The organism is Pseudoclavibacter sp. RFBJ3, from assembly GCF_002931375.1.
In the GTDB taxonomy this organism is placed as follows: Bacteria; Actinomycetota; Actinomycetes; order Actinomycetales; family Microbacteriaceae; genus Pseudoclavibacter.
Map to the genome: position 1 here is coordinate 321,915 of NZ_PSXZ01000001.1, position 16,576 is coordinate 338,490.

Annotated in this window: 15 protein-coding genes; 6 read left to right on the top strand and 9 right to left on the bottom strand. The window is 70.7% G+C overall.

What is annotated here, in order from left to right; translation table 11 throughout:
- Positions 1-40: 40 nt before the first annotated feature.
- Positions 41-442, bottom strand: coding sequence for a YccF domain-containing protein (locus C5E07_RS01530; RefSeq protein WP_104298156.1), 402 nt, complete (start codon positions 440-442; stop codon positions 41-43).
- A gap of 160 nt (positions 443-602) precedes the next feature.
- Here C5E07_RS01530 and C5E07_RS01535 point away from each other — a divergent pair, with 160 nt between their 5' ends.
- Complete coding sequence (locus tag C5E07_RS01535) at positions 603-1,103, top strand: heme-degrading domain-containing protein (protein WP_104298157.1); 501 nt, start codon at positions 603-605, stop codon at positions 1,101-1,103.
- 185 nt (positions 1,104-1,288) lie between these two features.
- Here C5E07_RS01535 and recQ read toward each other — a convergent pair whose 3' ends face one another.
- From recQ to C5E07_RS01545, 3 genes are all read right to left on the bottom strand, one after another.
- Entirely contained in the window at positions 1,289-3,202 is a 1,914-nt protein-coding gene (gene recQ, locus C5E07_RS01540) for a DNA helicase RecQ (protein WP_104298271.1), read from the bottom strand.
- Between the two features lie 61 nt (positions 3,203-3,263).
- Complete coding sequence (locus tag C5E07_RS19100; RefSeq protein ID WP_104342558.1) at positions 3,264-3,491, bottom strand: hypothetical protein; 228 nt, start codon at positions 3,489-3,491, stop codon at positions 3,264-3,266.
- 156 nt (positions 3,492-3,647) lie between these two features.
- Entirely contained in the window at positions 3,648-3,950 is a 303-nt protein-coding gene (locus C5E07_RS01545; RefSeq protein WP_104240217.1) for a rhodanese-like domain-containing protein, read from the bottom strand.
- Between the two features lie 268 nt (positions 3,951-4,218).
- Between C5E07_RS01545 and efeU the strand changes: the two genes are divergently transcribed.
- From efeU to C5E07_RS01570, 5 genes are all read left to right on the top strand, one after another.
- Complete coding sequence (gene efeU / locus C5E07_RS01550) at positions 4,219-5,127, top strand: iron uptake transporter permease EfeU (protein WP_104298158.1); 909 nt, start codon at positions 4,219-4,221, stop codon at positions 5,125-5,127.
- Positions 5,128-5,176: 49 nt separating this feature from the next.
- On the top strand, positions 5,177-6,394 hold the full coding sequence (gene efeO, locus C5E07_RS01555; RefSeq protein ID WP_104298159.1) for an iron uptake system protein EfeO: 1,218 nt from the start codon (positions 5,177-5,179) through the stop codon (positions 6,392-6,394).
- 125 nt (positions 6,395-6,519) lie between these two features.
- Positions 6,520-7,836, top strand: a complete 1,317-nt coding sequence (efeB, locus tag C5E07_RS01560) for an iron uptake transporter deferrochelatase/peroxidase subunit (protein ID WP_104298160.1) — start codon at positions 6,520-6,522, stop codon at positions 7,834-7,836.
- A 115-nt stretch (positions 7,837-7,951) separates the two neighbouring features.
- A complete protein-coding gene (locus C5E07_RS01565) occupies positions 7,952-8,701 on the top strand; it encodes a response regulator transcription factor (protein ID WP_104240221.1) in 750 nt (249 codons plus the stop codon).
- A gap of 56 nt (positions 8,702-8,757) precedes the next feature.
- Positions 8,758-10,269: a cell wall metabolism sensor histidine kinase WalK gene (locus C5E07_RS01570; protein WP_181057703.1), complete on the top strand. Its 1,512-nt coding sequence runs from the start codon at positions 8,758-8,760 to the stop codon at positions 10,267-10,269.
- A 676-nt stretch (positions 10,270-10,945) separates the two neighbouring features.
- Here the strand turns inward: C5E07_RS01570 and C5E07_RS01575 are convergent.
- The 5 genes from C5E07_RS01575 to C5E07_RS01595 form a co-directional block, all read right to left on the bottom strand.
- Positions 10,946-12,361, bottom strand: coding sequence for a hypothetical protein (locus C5E07_RS01575; protein WP_104298162.1), 1,416 nt, complete (start codon positions 12,359-12,361; stop codon positions 10,946-10,948).
- The gene (locus C5E07_RS01580; protein WP_104298163.1) at positions 12,358-12,723 is read right to left on the bottom strand and encodes a PadR family transcriptional regulator; all 366 of its coding nucleotides are present in this window, start codon (positions 12,721-12,723) and stop codon (positions 12,358-12,360) included. Before C5E07_RS01580 ends, C5E07_RS01575 begins: the two co-directional genes overlap by 4 nt.
- Before the next feature lie 306 nt (positions 12,724-13,029).
- Positions 13,030-14,493, bottom strand: a complete 1,464-nt coding sequence (locus C5E07_RS01585; protein WP_104298164.1) for an MFS transporter — start codon at positions 14,491-14,493, stop codon at positions 13,030-13,032.
- Positions 14,494-14,531: 38 nt separating this feature from the next.
- Positions 14,532-15,941 (bottom strand): M20/M25/M40 family metallo-hydrolase, encoded by a 1,410-nt coding sequence (locus C5E07_RS01590; protein ID WP_104298165.1) that lies wholly within the window; start codon positions 15,939-15,941, stop codon positions 14,532-14,534.
- 57 nt (positions 15,942-15,998) lie between these two features.
- Complete coding sequence (locus tag C5E07_RS01595) at positions 15,999-16,529, bottom strand: MarR family winged helix-turn-helix transcriptional regulator (protein ID WP_104298166.1); 531 nt, start codon at positions 16,527-16,529, stop codon at positions 15,999-16,001.
- Positions 16,530-16,576: the final 47 nt, after the last annotated feature.

The following is a 16,576-nucleotide window of genomic DNA, read 5'->3' on the forward strand; positions in this document are numbered from 1 at the left end:
CAGTGGGATGCCGGCCGTTCCTTGCGCTCGGGGAGACCCGTCAGCGCCGCGGGCTGCCGAACGGGCCGTTGTCGCGGTCGATGACCTCCTTGCCGAGGGGCGAGAGGGATATCGGGATCATCTTGAAGTCGGCGATGCCCATCGGGATGCCGATGATCGTGACGCACAGTGCGATGCCAGAGACGATGTGGCCGATCGCGAGCCACCAGCCCGCGAGGACGAACCAGATGACGTTGCCGATGAACGAGAACGCGCCGGCGTCGGGTCGCGAGACGACGTCGCGTCCGAAGGGCCAGAGCGCGTAGAGGCCGATGCGGAACGAGGCGATCGCCCACGGGATGGTGATGATCGGGATGCACAGCAGCACGCCCGCGAGGACGTAGCCGCAGAAGAGCCAGAACCCCGAGAGGAGGAGCCAGATGATGTTGAGGAGAGTGCGCATGCGAACAGCCTGCTGGAACTCGCGATGTATCGCGTCATACCGGAGGGTGAAATCGATAATGTTCTTATGTCATGACAAATGAGGCTTCGAGGGTTATGCTCGCTTGCAGGCACGTAGGCGTGCCCCAGCACTCCACTCATTCCGCACACCGAGGTGAACCATGAGCTCCGCCCCCACTCCGCCATACGTCGGCCTGCCCGTCGACGACATCCTCCAGCTCCTGCGCGCCGAAGAGCGGGAGCTCGACTTCCCGAGCTTCACGCTCGAGGATGCCTGGCAGGTCGGCACGTGGCTGCGCCACGAGTCGCTCGTTCGCGGGCACAGCGTCGCCGTCTCGATCGTCCTGGGCGGGCAGCGGGCGTTCCACGCGGCGACCCCCGGCTCCGCGGCGCTCAACGACGCGTGGCTCGCCCGCAAGTTCCGGGTCGTCGAGCACTTCGGCCACTCGACCCTCGCGGTCCGGTACACCTATCAGGCGAACGGCGAGGACTTCGCCGCCGACTCGCTGCTCGACCCGCGCGAGTACGCCGCTGCCGGCGGCGCCTTCCCCATCCGCATCGGGGGAACGCTCGCCGGTGCCGTCGGCGTGAGCGGCCTCGAGATGCACGAGGACCACGCGCTGGTCGTCGAAGCGCTGCGCGTGCACCGAGTGCTCTCCTAGCCGCGAGGCAACAGGACGCTGACTGACCTGCAGTCCGTGCCCCCGCCCCCGCTCAACGTCTGCGGAGGCTGGCTTCCGGCGACGCCGATGGGTTCTCGGGGCGCTCGTGCTGGGTTTCGGTGACCGGTGATGGGTTTTATCCCATCACGGTCACTGAAACCCATCACGGTTCGAGGTCGGTGGCGCTACTGCTCCGCGATGGCGTCGAGCACGTCGTCGGCGTAGCGCTCCAGCTTCGCCGCGCCGACGCCCGAGATCGCCGCGAGCTGCGCGTGCTGGCGCGGCTTCACCTCGGCGATGGCCGCGAGCGTCGCATCCGTGAACACGATGTACGCCGGCACGCCCTGCTCCTTCGCCGTCTCCGCCCGCCAGGCACGCAGCCGCTCGAACACCTCGCGCTGCGATTCGGTGAGGGCCGCGGCTGCCGCGCTGCCGCCGCCGGAGCGGCCCGAGTACTCGCCGCGCGAGCGTCGCCCGCTCGAGCCGGGCGCCTTCGGGGGCTCCTTGCGGAACATGAGCTGACGCTCGCCGCGCAGCACCGGGGCGGCCTCGCTGGTGAGCGCGAGCACGCCGTACTCGCCGCGCACCGCGAGCACGCCCGCCGCGAGCAGCTGGCGCACGACCCCGCGCCATTCCGTGTCGCCCAGGTCTTTGCCGATGCCGAACGTGGAGAGCTCGTCGTGCTTCCACTGCGTGACCTTGTCGGTGGTCTTCCCCGTGAGGATGTCGATGAGCTGGCCGGCGCCGAACGCCTGGCCGTTGCGCTCCCTGTCGAGCCGCAGCACCGTCGAGAGCAGCTTCTGCGCGGGAATCGTGCCGTCCCACGAGTCGGGAGGTGAGATGCACGTGTCGCAGTTGCCGCACGGCTCGCTCAGCTGCCCGAAGTAGGCGAGGAGCTGCACGCGGCGACACGTGACCGTCTCGCAGAGCGCGAGCATGGCGTCGAGGTGCTGGCTCTGCGCGCGCTTGCGCTGCGCGTCGCCATCGCCCTCGGCGATCATGCGCCGCTGCTGCACCACGTCCTGGAGTCCGTAGGCGAGCCACGCGGTCGAGGGGAGCCCGTCGCGTCCGGCGCGACCCGTCTCCTGGTAGTAGCCCTCGATGCTCTTCGGCAGGTCGAGGTGGGCGACGAAGCGCACATCGGGCTTGTCGATGCCCATGCCGAACGCGATCGTCGCAACCATGACGACCCCGTCCTCGCGCAGGAACTTCGACTGGTGCCGCGCCCGCGTCTCGGCGGGCATGCCGGCGTGGTAGCCGAGGGCATTCACGCCCTGCCCACGCAGCCACTCCGAGATGTTCTCGACCGACTTGCGGCTCAGGCAGTAGACGACGCCCGCATCGCCCGCGTGCTCCTCCTGGATGAGGCGCAGCAGCTGCGCCTTCGGGGTCTGCTTGGGGGAGACGCGGTACTGGATGTTGGGGCGGTCGAAGCTCGCGACGAACACCTTCGCGTCGTCGAGCGCTAGCCGCTCGACGATCTCCTGCCGTGTCTCGCTCGTCGCGGTCGCCGTCAGCGCGATGCGCGGAACCCCGGGCCACCGCTCGGCGATCATCGACAGGTTCAGGTAGTCGGGTCGGAAGTCGTGACCCCACTGCGCGACGCAGTGCGCCTCGTCGATGGCGAACAGCGAGATGTTCGTTCGGCTGAGGAGGTCGGCTGCGACGGGCAGACGTTCCGGCGCCAGGTAGATGAGGTCGAGCTCGCCCGCCAGCAGCTGACGCTCGACGTCGCGGCGCTCGTCGATGGACTGCGTGGAGTTGAGGAAGGCCGCCCGCACGCCGAGCTGCTCGAGTGCCCCGACCTGGTCGTGCATGAGCGCGATGAGCGGCGAGATGACGACGCCGGTACCCTCGCGGACCAGCGCGGGCACCTGGTAGCAGAGGCTCTTCCCGCCGCCGGTCGGCATGAGCACGACGGCATCGTCGCCTGCACACAGCCGCTCGATGATCTGCGCCTGGTCGCCGCGGAAGTCGTCGTAGCCGAAGACCTCCCTGAGCACCGTCTGCGCGCGCTGGAGCAGGGTCCCTGATGGAGCGGGGGCATCTGTCTCGTGCGTTGCGACCATGCAAGCAACCCTAGGCGCGACCTCGGACATCCGCTCGGTCATCCACAGGCGCGATCGGTCCATGCGCTCAGCAGCGAGCGATGACTCGGTGCTACCCCGCGGCGCGGATGCGGGACGCGGGCGGGTAATACCGGAAGCCCGGGATGAAGAGCGGAGGCGGTTGGACGGCTGGCTGGCGCCGCGGCAGCGTGTGGCCGAAGGGATCTGCCTGCGCCGCCCGGTGCTGCTGCTCGGCCTGCCGCTGCGCCTCGGTGTTCGGCTGCGAGGCCAGCCGGTTCGGGGCGTCGCGGGTGCGCGCAGGACGCCGTGGACTGTTCACGCTCCACTCCCATCGCCGGTGGATCTGGGGTGCCGTGGCGCCCCAGTCGAGGTGGCCCCACGCTAGCGAGAATCGTCGCGCGGCACACCCGAGAGGACGGGGAGAACTCCCCGTCGCCGTTCGGTACTCGGCGGTGAGCGCTCCTCGCTGCTCGCGTCAGCCGCGCTCGACCGTGTGTCCGGCGCCCGCCCACTCCGACATGCCGCCGAGCACGTTGACGACCGGCTTGTCCTGCTGCTCGAGGTAGGCAGTGGCTCGCTCGCTGCGCACACCAGCCGCGCAGATCAGGTAGACCGGGCCGTCATCCGGCACCTCGTCTGCGCGCTCCACGAGTTCGCTGAGCGGCACGTTGCTGGCCCAGGGGATGCGCACGGCCGAGAATTCGTCCGGCTCGCGGACGTCGATGACCGTGGCCTGCTCGCCGAGCGCCGCGAGCTGGGTGATGTCGATGGTCTGCACGAATGCTCCTCCTGAACTGGCTGATGCCCGACGGTAGCGCGGGCCGCTGCCCACGGTACTTGAGTCGTCTCGGTGGGACCTTCCGCCCCGTTCCAGCCCGATCGTGGCGGGTGCGCGATCCTCGGTATCGGGGACTTGGCAATTCGCCGAGGACGGGTGTATCTTCGCGAAAGGTAAGCCTTACCTGGCCTACCGCGCATGGACGCCTGGGCTACGGCTGGCCCTCACGCCCGCCAGCCCGTACCCTCCTCACGCCCAGGAACCCAACATGCTCGGCTCTCTGCTCATCGGACTCCGCGAAGGCCTCGAAGCGGCGCTTGTCGTCGGCATCCTCATCGCCTACGCAAGGCGCATCCAGCGCCCCGACATCGTGCGCCGCATCTGGCTCGGCGTCGCATTCGCGGTCGTCGCGTCGCTCATCCTCGGCGCCGTCCTCACCTTCGGCGCCTACGGGCTCTCCTTCCAGGCGCAGGAGATCATCGGCGGCAGCCTCTCGCTCGTCGCCGTGGCCATGGTCACCTGGATGGTCTTCTGGATGCTCCGAGTCTCCAAGACCCTCAAGCGCGAGCTGGAAGGGCAGGTCGACCGGCACCTCGGGGGCAGTGGGTGGGGCATCGTCGCCGTCGCCTTCGTCTCCGTCGCACGCGAGGGGCTCGAGACGGCGCTCTTCGTCTGGTCGACGACCCGCTCGGGCGACGGCTGGGTGCTCGGCTTTCTCGGCGCCATCGTCGGCCTGCTCCTCGCGGTCGGCCTCGCCTGGGGGCTCTTCCGCGGCGTCGTGCGCATCAACCTCTCGACGTTCTTCACGTGGACCGGCGCCATCCTCATCGTCTTCGCCGCCGGCATCGTCGCCTACGCCATCCACGACCTGCAGGAAGCCGCCGTCCTGCCCGGCCCCTTCATCGCGGCGCCGGAGGGCGCATCCGCCGCCGTGCAGGCCTGGTTCGGGGAGAACGCGTGGGCGTTCCGAATCCCAGAGGTCATCCCGCCGGACGGGCTCCTCGGGGCGCTCCTCAAGGGCACCATCGGCTTCACGCCCGAGATGACGAAGCTCGAGATCCTCGCCTACTTCGCCTACCTGATCCCGACAGCCGCGCTCTTCGTCATCCGCACGCGCTCCGGCCGCCGCCAATCGACCCCCACATCACCTCAGCCCGCGGCGACCGCCGCACGCTGAGCACCGACCTCAGCACCCGCTTTCAGCACCCGCTCTCAGAAGGACAACCATGCACCTCAAGCCACTCACGGTCGGACTGCTCTCCGCCGTCACGCTCGTCTCCCTCACCGGCTGCGTGCCGAACGCGCCGGCCGACTCCGCCGCCTCGCTCGCCGTCTCGAGCACGGACACCGACTGCACGGTCTCCGGCGAATCCGCCGCCAGCGGCCCCATCACCTTCGAGGTCACCAACGACGGCGAACGCGTCACCGAGTTCTACCTGCTCGCCGACGACGGACTCCGCATCGTCGGCGAGGTCGAGAACATCGCGCCAGGCACGAGCCGCCAGCTCTCGGTCGTCGCGCAGCCAGGCAGCTACTTCACCGTGTGCAAGCCGGGCATGCTCGGGGCCGGCATCGGCCAGACCGCCTTCTCTGTCTCGGGCGAGGCAGTCGCGGTCGCCGCCGACGACCAGGCGGCCTACGACGAAGCCGTCACGAGCTACACCGCCTACCTGCGCAACCAGGTCGCCGAGCTCGTCCCCCTCGTGGATCAGTTCACCACCGCCTACAAGTCGGGCGACGACGAGGCCGCGCGCGAGCTCTTCGCAGCCGCGCGCGTGCCATACGAGCGCATCGAGCCGACCGCCGAGGCCTTCGGCGACCTCGACCCGAAGATCGACTACCGCGAGGTCGATGCCGTCGCCGAAGGCCTCGACTGGACCGGCTTCCACCGGATCGAGAAGGACCTCTGGCAGCCGCAGCCCGGCGCCAAGAACTCCGACGACACCGACGCGTTCCTGGACTGGGCGCCGTCGACCACGGCGGAGCGCGCGCAGTACGCGGACCAGCTCGTCGCCGATATCCAGCAGCTCGCGGACCTCGTGAACAGCGACGAGTTCTCGATCTCCATCGAGGACATCACGAACGGCGCCATCGGCCTGCTCGACGAGGTCGCGACCGGCAAGATCTCGGGTGAGGAGGACTGGTGGTCCGGCACCGACCTCAGCGACTTCAAGGCGAACGTCGAGGGCGCGGAGGTCGCGTTCGGCATCGTCGAGGACGTCGCCCGGTCGAAGGGCGAGGACGGCATCGCGATCGCCGACTCGATCAGCACCGAGTTCACCGCGCTCAACGACCTGCTCGCGAGCTACGGCAGCTACGAGGACGGCTTCACCAACTACCGCGACCTCACCCCCGAGCAGGTGAAGGAGCTGTCGACCCAGGTCGACGCGCTCGCCGAGCCGCTCTCGCAGCTCACGACCACCGTGCTCGGGCTGCCGGCATAGCGTTCCCAGCGCACCCGGCCAGCTTGCGTGAGCATCCGCCTGTGGTCCCCCCCGAACGCGGTGACCACCAGCGGACGGTCACGCAAGCTGGCCACTCTCATCAGAACAACCCAGGAGGGCTGCCCGTGAGCGCAGGCGAGACCCCGAACGAACACGACGTCGAAGAACCCGCCCGCGGCCTGTCCCGCCGCGGTCTCCTCGGCCTCCTCGGCGCAGGCGCGGCCGGAATCGCCGCAGGTGGCGCCGGCGGCTTCGGGATCGCCGCGGCAACCGGTGCCGGTGCCACCTCCCACGCCGGCAGCGGAACCCAGTACCCCTTCAACGGCGAGCACCAGGCCGGCATCGTCACCCCGGCCCAGGACCGCATCCACTTCGCGACCTTCGACGTCCGCGAGGGAACGACGAGGGAGGACCTCGCGGAGCTGCTGCAGGACTGGAGCTACGCGTCGTCGCGACTCGTGCAGGGCCTCGACGTCTCCGCCTCCGGAGCCGTCGGGGGGTCGCCGCTCGCCCCACCCGACGACACCGGCGAGGCCCTCGGACTGCCGCCCTCGGCGCTCACGATCACCTTCGGCTTCGGCCCGACGCTCTTCGTCGACGGCGACGGGGTCGACCGCTTCGGCTTGGCCAGCAAGCAGCCGGCGAAGCTCACGCAGCTCCCACGCTTCTCCGGAGACGCGCTCGACAGCGCGCTCTCGGGCGGCGACCTCTGCATCCAGGCCTGCGCCGACGACCCCCAGGTCGCGGTCCACGCGATCCGGAACCTCACGCGCATCGGCTTCGGCCGCGTCATCCTGCGCTGGTCGCAGCTGGGCTTCGGGCGCACCTCGTCGACCTCGACGAGCCAGGCCACACCTCGCAACCTCTTCGGCTTCAAGGACGGCACCGCGAACGTCAAGGCGGAAGAGACGAGCGCCACGACGGAGCACGTCTGGGTCGCGCCAGGCGACGGCGCCGACTGGCTGGCCGGCGGCTCCTACCTCGTGGCGAGGCGAATCCGCATGATGATCGAGTCCTGGGACCGGGTCCGGCTCGAGGAGCAGGAGCAGATCATCGGCCGCGACAAGCGCGCCGGGGCGCCGCTCAGCGGCGGCGAGGAGTTCGCCGAACCCGACTTCGCGGCCGAGAGCAGCACGACGTTCGGGCAGCCGGCGATCGACGCGAACTCCCACGTCGCGCTTGCGCACCCCACCAAGAACGCGGGAGCTCGGCTCCTGCGCCGCGGCTACAACTTCGTCGACGGCAACGATGAGCTCGGACGCCTCAACGCCGGCCTCTTCTTCCTGTCCTACCAGCGAGACCCGGAGCAGTTCATCCGCGTGCAGCAGTCGCTCAGCACCGACCTCCTCAACGAGTACATCAAGCACACCGGAAGCGGCATCTGGGCGATTCCCCCTGGCGCTCGCGAGGGCGGGTACGTCGGGGAGACGCTCTTCGGCTGACTCGATGGGTGGGCGAGCGGATGCGGCCCAGAACGTTGCGCGCCCGTTGCCGACCCCATACCCGGCGCTCAGGCGCCTCATAGCTCCTCCATAGATCAAGGAGGAGACTAGAGGCATGCCTCCCACCGATCAGTCGAGCTCGCGACTCGGCCCGATGCTCAAGGCGGCCGACGGGTCCGCCATCCGAGTGCTCGTCGTCGACGACGAGCCCTCGCTCACCGACCTCCTCAGGATGGCGTTGCGCTACGAGGGCTGGGAAGTGCGCACCGCCGCGGACGGGGCATCCGCGGTGAAGGTCGCCCGCGAGTTCAAGCCGCACGCTGCCGTGCTCGACATCATGCTCCCCGACACGGACGGGCTCTCGCTGCTGCACCGCATCCGGGCCGACGACGAGACGCTGCCCGTGCTGTTCCTGACCGCGAAGGACGCGCTCGCCGACCGACTCGCGGGGCTCACAGCCGGCGGCGACGACTACGTCACGAAGCCCTTCAGCTTGGAGGAGGTCATCGCGCGCGTGCGCGGCCTCGTCCGACGCTCCATGCTCACGCAGGGCGGCGCCAACGACCCCGTGCTGCGCGTCGGCGACCTCAGCCTCGACGAGGAGAGCTACGAGGTGCGCCGCGGCGACGACCTCATCGAGCTCACGGCCACCGAGTTCGAGCTGCTGCGCTTCCTCATGCGCAACCCCCGCCGCGTGCTGTCGAAGGCGCAGATCCTCGACCACGTGTGGAGCTACGACTTCGGCGGGCGCGAGACTGTCGTCGAGCTGTACATCTCGTACCTGCGCAAGAAGGTTGACGCCGGCCGTGAGCCCATGATCAGCACGGTTCGCGGCGTCGGCTACATGCTCAAGGCCACGGAATGAGCGCGCCGGGAGGCGCATCCCCTGCAGCTCTGCCCCCGAATGCTCCACCGTCGGGCGTGGATGCAAGGCGCGAGCGTGCGCCGCTGACCCTCCGGCGTCGACTCGTCCTCGGACTCGTCGCGACGCTCGTCATCGTGACGGCCGTCATCGGCGCCGTGAGCGTGACGCTGCTGCACAACGTGCTCGTCGACCGGCTCGACCAGCAGCTCTCCTCCGCGAGCGACCGCGGGCGCGAAGGCGCGTCCGGTCCCGGCGACACGGGTGGCCCCCTCTCCATCACCCCGAACGCGACGTTCGTGCTGAAGCTCCCCGGCCAGGCAGAGGGCACCGTCGGCGCGGTCATCGACGACGACACCGTCATCTCGGCGGGCGCCCTCAACAGTCTCGGCGAGGTCGTGCTGATCTCCCCGGCCACCGCCGAGGAACTTGCGAGCGTCCCACAGGATGGGCAGGCGCACACCGTCACCGTCCTCGGCATCGGCGAGGTCAGGGCGCAGGCGAGCGAAGGGCCAGCCGGATACGGCGTGGTCATCGCGCTCCCACTCGGCGACGTCAACGCGACGACGACGACGCTGAGCCTCATGATCGCCCTCATCGGACTCCTCGGCATGGGGCTCGCCGCGATCTTCACGTCGCGTTGGATCCGCGCATCCATGGCACCGCTCGAGCGGGTGGAGCATCTCGCGACCAGCATCTCGAAGCTGCCCCTCACCTCGGGCGACGCCGCCCTCGACGTGCGGGTCGAACCGCGCGACGCGGACCCGCGCACCGAGGTCGGGCGCATGGGCCAGGCCTTCAACACGATGCTCGGGCACATCTCCCGCGCCTTCACCGCGAGGGAGGCGAGCGAAGCGAAGATGCGGCAGTTCGTGGCGGATGCGAGCCACGAGCTGCGCACCCCCCTCGCGTCCATCCGCGGCTACTCCGAGCTCACGCGCCGCAGCCGCGCAGACCTGCCGGAGGACACTGCTCGCGCTCTCGAGCGGATCGACTCGGAGTCCGTCCGCATGACCGCGCTCGTCGAGGAGCTCCTGCTGCTCGCCCGCCTCGATGAGGGTGTCGACGTCGAGCACGGGACGGTCGACCTGTCGCTCATCGCCCTCGAGGCGGTCGGCGACGCGCACGCTGCGTGGCCGAAGCATCGGTGGAACCTCGACATCCCAGGCGTCGCCATCGAGGTGACGGGAGTCGACGCGCAGCTGCGCCGAGTCGTCTCGAACCTCCTCGCCAACGCGAACGCGCACACCCCGGCGGGAACGAACGTCACCCTGACGCTCGGCGTCGAGGGCAGCAACGCCGTGCTCAGCGTCGTCGACGACGGGCCAGGCATCGACCCCGGCGTGCTCGAGCACCTCTTCGAGCGGTTCGTGCGCGGCGACGTGTCTCGCACGCGCGGCGAGACCGAGGCGAGCTCCATCCCGGTCACCCGCGGCACGGGCCTCGGCCTCTCGATCGTGAAGAGCGTGGTGGATGCGCACGGCGGCACGATCTCCGTCGACAGCCGCCCTGGCGAGACGCGCTTCACGGTGCGCCTGCCGCTCGCCGAGCCTCAGCCCTCGCGGGGCTGAGCCCCGCGCGAGGTCGAGCCCGCCCGCCCGCGAGGCCGCGCCGAGCCCGTCCCGACGCCGAGCCCGTCCGCCATCCGCCCATCCGTCGTCAGGTGGGGCGTTTTCACCCCGTCGCGGCGTGCAACACGCGGCCAGAGTGACCTTTTCGTGGGTAGCTCCGCGCTGGGGTGGATGCGCGCGGAGGTGCACCGGGGACGGGTGAGCGCCGCCCGCCCGCCATCCGCTCATCCGCCCAGATGGGGCGTTTTCACCCCGTCGCGGCGAGCAACACGCGGCCAAAGTGACCTTTTCGTGGGTAGCTCCGCGCTGCAGTGCGGGCGCAGATGCGCGCGCAGAGCGCGGAGGTGCGCCGGGAGCGGATGCGCGCGGGGATGGAGCGGCTGCGGTGCGCGCGTAGTCGGGGCACGCGCGGGGCGGGAGTAGGGCCGGTGAGCGCCGCCCGCCCGTCATCCGCCCATCCGCCGTCAGATGGGGCGTTTTCACCCCATCGCGGCGTGCAACACGCGGCCAGAGTGACCTTTTCGTGGGTAGCTCCGCGCTGGGGTGCGGGCGCGGAGGTGCGCCGGGAGCGGATGCGCGGGGAGGACGCGGAGGTGCGCCGGGGACGGATGGGCGCGGGGAGGACGCGAGGGGGTCAGATGCGCGCGGGGATGATGCGGCTGCGGCGAGCGCCTGCTCAGGGCGACTCTGCCAGCTGGAATCCACCCCCGGCGCTCGGGGTTCGCGCGTCGGCTCGCGAGCGACGCGCATCCACGATGAGGTGAACCGCGGCCCAGCACGCGACGGCGACGGACGCGAGGGGCGCGATGAACGGCAGGCCTGGCACACCGAGCCCCACGGTCAGGGCGAGCACAAGTGACCCGCCGACCGCGAGGATGGCGCTGACGGGCCTCGATGCGGGGATCATCGCGGTGAGCGGGATGGTGGGTGCCGCGCCGATGCAGAGGGCTGCGAGCACCCAGAGCGGCTCTTGCGCCGGATGGCCTGCCCCCGCGAGCTGCGAGCCTGCCTCGAGCAGCAGCGCGGCCACGAGGAACGCACCGCCGACCAGCCAGCGCCTTCCGAACCGGCGGAAGAGCATCCACGCTCCGACGGCTGCGAGCGGAAGCACGACGAGGCAGCCGAGGGCCAACCCGACGTTCATGGCGTGCGTCGAGTCGCGGAACGCCAGACTCCAGCTGCTGCCGCGGATGGCGAGCGCCGCGCAGAACGCTCCGGCCAGCGCCGTCAGGGCCGCGAGGACCAACAGGATCAGGAAGCGGGCTCGGCGCTGTCGGGCTCGGCCATGCACGGGGCGGTCTGGGCGAGCAGCGAGCTGCGACCTGCGGGCGCCGGCGGTCTCCCTGCTCACGTCGATCGCGCTCAGGACGAGCATGGTTCCCGCTGCGAGCGGCATGATCGACGGCATCATGCTCGTGATGAACAGGGCGACGAGGCAGCTTGAGGAGATGACTCCGGCAAGCATCCACGCCTCGAAAGCGGAACGATTCCGTCGCAGCAGGCCCCGGAAGACGACGCTCAGCGAAGCGATCCCGAGCGCGCCGGCGACCACAAGCCAGAAGGAGGTGGAGTCTCCGAACCAGGTGCTCGTCGCTCCCGGCAGAAGGTTGTCATCCGCTTCCTCCCATCCGATCGACCAGCTCAGGCGCGCGCACGCGGCGGCCGCGGCGTGCAGCACCCAGAGCGCAAGTGCCGAGAGTGCGGCCAGGGCGGTGAGCTTGCCACCGTGGCGGCGGCCGAACATCATGACGGTCAGGAAGAGCAGCAGCAGGCCTGAGAACTCCTGGAACCCGGTGATGCCGAGGCGCAGCCAGGTCGGCTCCATGAGCGCGCTCACGAAGATGGTGGCCATCGGGATGAGGCTCACGATCAGCGCTGCGACCGCGACGCCGAGCGTCGCCCCCGGTGTGGCCCGGGCGGCGAGGCCATGCACGCGGATCGACCAGGCGTCCGCGAGCGTCGGCTTCGTCTTGCCACGCTCGACGGCGTCCTCGAGGAGCACCGCGAGCAGGTAGTCGCCGTTCTCCTCCCGCCAGGCGCGCGGATACCAGCGAAGCAGGCGCTCGAACCTCGTGCTGAGGGGCGCGCTCACCAGGCGCGGCCGAGACGCAGGGCCGGGGAGGGGCGAACGGCAGGCGAGGGGCCACGCTTCAGCGCCGTCGCGGCGACCTGCGCGCGAGCCGCAAGAGCCTCGGTCTCCGCCACCAGGTCGTGGTGTCCCTGCGGGGTGAGCTCGTAAGAGCGGCGGGCGCGGCCATCCACGATCTCGTCGCCTGCCTTCTGGATGCGCTGCTCGCGTTCGAGGCGCTCGAGCGCCGCGTAGAGGGTGGTCGCGCGCAGCGTCGCGGTGCCGCCGCTGAGGCGTTCCACGTCGCGCATGATCGCGTAGCCGTGCTGCCGCCCGGCGGCGAGGGCGGTGAGGATCCAGAACGTGGACTCGGTCATGGTTGCCATGCACAGGAATATACCCGCCATTGGACTATCTGGCCACACGCCTCCGCTCTCCGCCGCCCTTTCTCCGCCGCCCTTTCTCCGCCGACCGCTCTCCGCCATCCACCGCCAGATGGGCCAGTTTCACCCCGTGGCGGCGCGCAACACGCGGTGAAAGTGACCTTTTAGAGGGGTGGGTAGGCGGGTCCGCGCGGGAGCGCGGGTGCGCGGCGCGGGCGTGGGTCCGAGCGGGCGCGGGGTCGCGCGGGCGGGTGGGGTCGCGGCGCGGGCGTGGATCCGCGGCGTGGGCGTGGATCCGCGGCGCGGGCGCTACGCGACGACGGGAGGCCGGTCGGCGCGCTCCGGCGCATCCTGGAACGCGGCCTTCGGCACGAAGCAGAGGGCGATCGCGGCGGCGACGGCCGTGAGCCCGCACACCGTCCACACCGTGAAGTACCCGGCAAGCGAACCGGCCGTCCCCTCGGCGGCTGGCGCATTCGCGAGCGTGCCGAGCAGGGCGATGCCGAACACGCACGACGCCATCGCGCCGCCCAGCGTCTTCACCGAGTTGGTGAGGCCCGTCGCGACGCCCGTCTGCGTCGCGGGTGCGGCCGCCGCGGCGGCCGATGGCAGCGCGGCGACGAGCGCCCCCGAGCCGATGCCGGCGATGACCATGTTGGTGACCGCCTGCAGGTAGCCGTCGTGGAACGGCAGGAACAGGAGGTAGCCCGTCGCGACGAGACCGCTCGCGCCGATGAGTGCGACGCGGGGTGCGAGCAGCTTCGTGACCTGCGAGTAGAGCAGCGCCCCCACGACCATCGAGAGCACGTAGGAGCCGATGAGGATCGACGTCTGGCCGGCGGATGCGCCGAGCCCGTATCCGTACACGCTCGGGTCGGTGCGTGCGAACGTCGAGAGGGGTGCCTGCGCGCCGAGCACGCTCACGCCGAAGAGCCCCGCTGTGAGGAACACGGGCCAGAGCGCCGACGACCGGAACAGGCGCACGTCGATGAGGGGGTCTGGGCGTCCGAGCTCGACGCGCGCGAAGAGCGCGAGCCCGGCGAGGCCGAGCAGGACGACGAGCCACGAGGAGAGGTCGCCGGGGCCGGTGACGCGGAGCAGGCTGAGGCCGCCCGTGAACGAGAGGAGGGCGAGGCTGAGGAGCAGGAGGCCCGGGTAGTCGAGCTTGCCGCCGACCGGGCTGGGCGATTCCTTGACGCCGAAGAGGATCACGAAGAAGCAGAGGGCGACGGCGATCGCTGGGATCAGCAGGAGAACCTGCACCGGCAGTGACTCGGCGAGCGCTCCGGCGCTGAGCGCGCCCGCGATGGCGCCGAGCTGCAGGGCGGCGACGAGCACGCCGGCGGAGGTTCGGGTGAGTCTGGCGGAGTTGGGGCGCTCGCGGGTCCGCGACCAGATGAGTGCGATCTCGAGGGGCAGCCAGATGACGTAGAAGCCCTGCAGCGCCCAGGCGACGAGGAACATCCAGAACTCCTGCGCGAAGACCAGGCCGAACGAGGCGAGGGCTGTCACCGCGGTCGAGGCGAGCAGCACCTTGCGCTGGCCGATCATGTCGCCGAGCTTCGCGAGCACCGGCACGACGAGCGCCGACAGCATGAGCTGCGCGCCCTCGAGCCAGTTGACGTCGGCGTCGTGGATGCCGAGGTGGCGCGCGATGTCGGTGAGCAGCGGGGTGTAGTAGCCCTGCAGGATCCCGCTCGTGAACTCCACGAAGGCCAGGAACCCGACGATGCCGGCGATGGAGGCGAAGCCGGTGGAGCGGAGACGGTGCACGGTGGTGCCTTTCCTCGAGGGGCTCTCGGTGTCGGATGTCAGAGGGAGCGCAGCAGCGTCGTGTGGAACTTCACGCCGGCGTGGAGGCTCGCGATCGAGACGCGCTCGTCGACCCCGTGGATGGCGGCCCGCTGCGTGGCGTCCATGGCGAGCGGCGCGAAACGGTAGGTGGCGGGCGCGAAGCGCTGGAAGTGCTTCGCGTCGGTCGCGGCGAGCGTGATGTACGGGGCCGCGATGGCCTCCGGGTACGCGGCTCGCGCCGCGCCCTGCAGGAGGCGGAACTGCGGGTTGTCGGTCGGCGCGATCGTGGTGGGCTCGTTCGGGTCGGTGATGCGGATGCGCACCTCCCGGTCCCGGATGGCGCGTCGCACGTGCCGTACGGTGCTGGCGACGCTCTCGCCGGGCGCGATGCGGCAGTTGAGGGTGGCGCTGGCGCTCGCGGGGAGCACGTTGTCGGCGGTGCCGCCGCTGAGGCGTGTCGTCGCGAGGGTCGTCCGGACGAGCGCGGCGGCGTCACCGCCGAGGCGGGCGAGTGCGTGCGCTGCGAGCTGGGGTGCCCTGGTGAGGGTCTCGAGGATGACCTTGCCGGAGCCGTGCGCGTGCGGCGTGAAGGTCGCGAACATCTCACGGGCCACCGGGTTCAGGCGGGCGGGGAACGGGCGTCGCTCGACGCGAGACACCGCCCTCGCGAGGCGCGCCGTCGGTGTCAGCCCGGAGGGTGCTGAGGCGTGCCCCGCGTCGCCGCTCGCCTCGAGGATGACGTTGACCGAGCCCTTCTCGCCGACCCCGATCATGGCGGCTGGCACGTCGATGAACGGCAGGGGAGCATCCACCACGGCACCGCCCTCGTCGAGCACGAGCCACGGTGTCAGGCGGCGCTCGCGGAAGAGCGCGGCGGCCGCGGTGGCGGCGCCGGAGTGCGTCTCCTCGTCGCCGCCGAACCAGAGGTACACGTCGCGCGGGGGCGTGTGGCCCTCTGCGAGCAGCGCCTCGACGGCCTCCATGATGACGCAGAGCGGCCCCTTGTCGTCGAGCGTTCCGCGGCCCCAGACGGAGTCGTCGGCGATGACGCCGTCGAACGGCGGATGCGTCCATCCTTCGGCTTCGAAGGCGGGGACGACGTCGAAGTGCGCCATGAGGACAAGCGGGCCGGATGCCGTCGCGTCGAAGTCGCTGCTGCTGCCGTCGCCGCCGGGGCTCGCGCTGCCCGGCCAGCGGTAGAGCACGCCCCGTTCGGTCACGAGCTCGCGCTCGAGTTGGGCGTTCGCGAGCGGGTACAGCTCCTGCAGGAGCACGAGGAACTCCGCGAACGGGGCGAGGGGGTCGGCGGCGTCGGCGTCGGCGTCTTCGACGGTCCGCACGCGGACCATCCGGGAGAGGCGCGCGGCGATGCCGTCGACGCCCTCGTCGTCGAGGGGGTGGCGGTCCGGGCGGTGCGGATCGAGCATGTCGTCAGTGTAGGTCGCGCCCCGGCCGTCGCTGCGTGGCGGCGGTGGAGGGGGGTGTCAGCTGCCGGGGCGGCGCGCTCCGGCGGCGTCGCGGTTCTCGACCTCGGCGAGCCAGGTGCCGAGGATGCGGGCGAGGGCCGCCCGGTCGTCGGCGCTCACGTCCCCGAGGAGCCGCTCCTCGTTCTCGAGGTGTCGTGTGTAGGCCGCGTCGATGAGCTCGAGCCCGCGCTCGGTGAGCTGCACGACCCGGCCCCGGCCATCCGCATCGCTCACCCTTCTCGTGACGAGGCCCGCGCCTTCGAGCCGGTCGACGCGCTTCGTCATGGCGCCTGTCGTGACCATGGTCGACGCGGCGAGCTCGCTCGGGGTGCGCTCGAAGGGGGCGCCGGCTCGTCGCAGGGTCGCGAGCACGTCGAAGTCGCCTTCGCCGAGTCCGTACTCGCGGTAGACGCGTGTGAGCTCTTCCGTGAGGTGGATGCCGATGCGGTGGATGCGGCCGATGACGCCCATGGGGGAGGCGTCGAGGTCGGGGCGCTCGCGCTCCCACTCGGCCAGGATCTGGGTGACGCGGTCGTCGGGTGCTCGCATGTTGACAGCATACCTTCCGTGGAAGCTAGAGTGGCTTCCATGGAAGC

What these genes read in the sequence shown, in the direction of transcription:
- C5E07_RS01590 (WP_104298165.1), bottom strand. Translation starts at nt 15,941, where the DNA reads ATGCTCGATCCGCACCGCCCGGACCGCCACCCCCTCGACGACGAGGGC.
- efeO (WP_104298159.1), top strand. Translation starts at nt 5,177, where the DNA reads ATGCACCTCAAGCCACTCACGGTCGGACTGCTCTCCGCCGTCACGCTC.
- C5E07_RS01530 (WP_104298156.1), bottom strand. Translation starts at nt 442, where the DNA reads ATGCGCACTCTCCTCAACATCATCTGGCTCCTCCTCTCGGGGTTCTGG.
- efeU (WP_104298158.1), top strand. Translation starts at nt 4,219, where the DNA reads ATGCTCGGCTCTCTGCTCATCGGACTCCGCGAAGGCCTCGAAGCGGCG.
- C5E07_RS01565 (WP_104240221.1), top strand. Translation starts at nt 7,952, where the DNA reads ATGCCTCCCACCGATCAGTCGAGCTCGCGACTCGGCCCGATGCTCAAG.
- C5E07_RS01595 (WP_104298166.1), bottom strand. Translation starts at nt 16,529, where the DNA reads ATGCGAGCACCCGACGACCGCGTCACCCAGATCCTGGCCGAGTGGGAG.
- recQ (WP_104298271.1), bottom strand. Translation starts at nt 3,202, where the DNA reads ATGTCCGAGGTCGCGCCTAGGGTTGCTTGCATGGTCGCAACGCACGAG.
- C5E07_RS01535 (WP_104298157.1), top strand. Translation starts at nt 603, where the DNA reads ATGAGCTCCGCCCCCACTCCGCCATACGTCGGCCTGCCCGTCGACGAC.
- C5E07_RS01580 (WP_104298163.1), bottom strand. Translation starts at nt 12,723, where the DNA reads ATGGCAACCATGACCGAGTCCACGTTCTGGATCCTCACCGCCCTCGCC.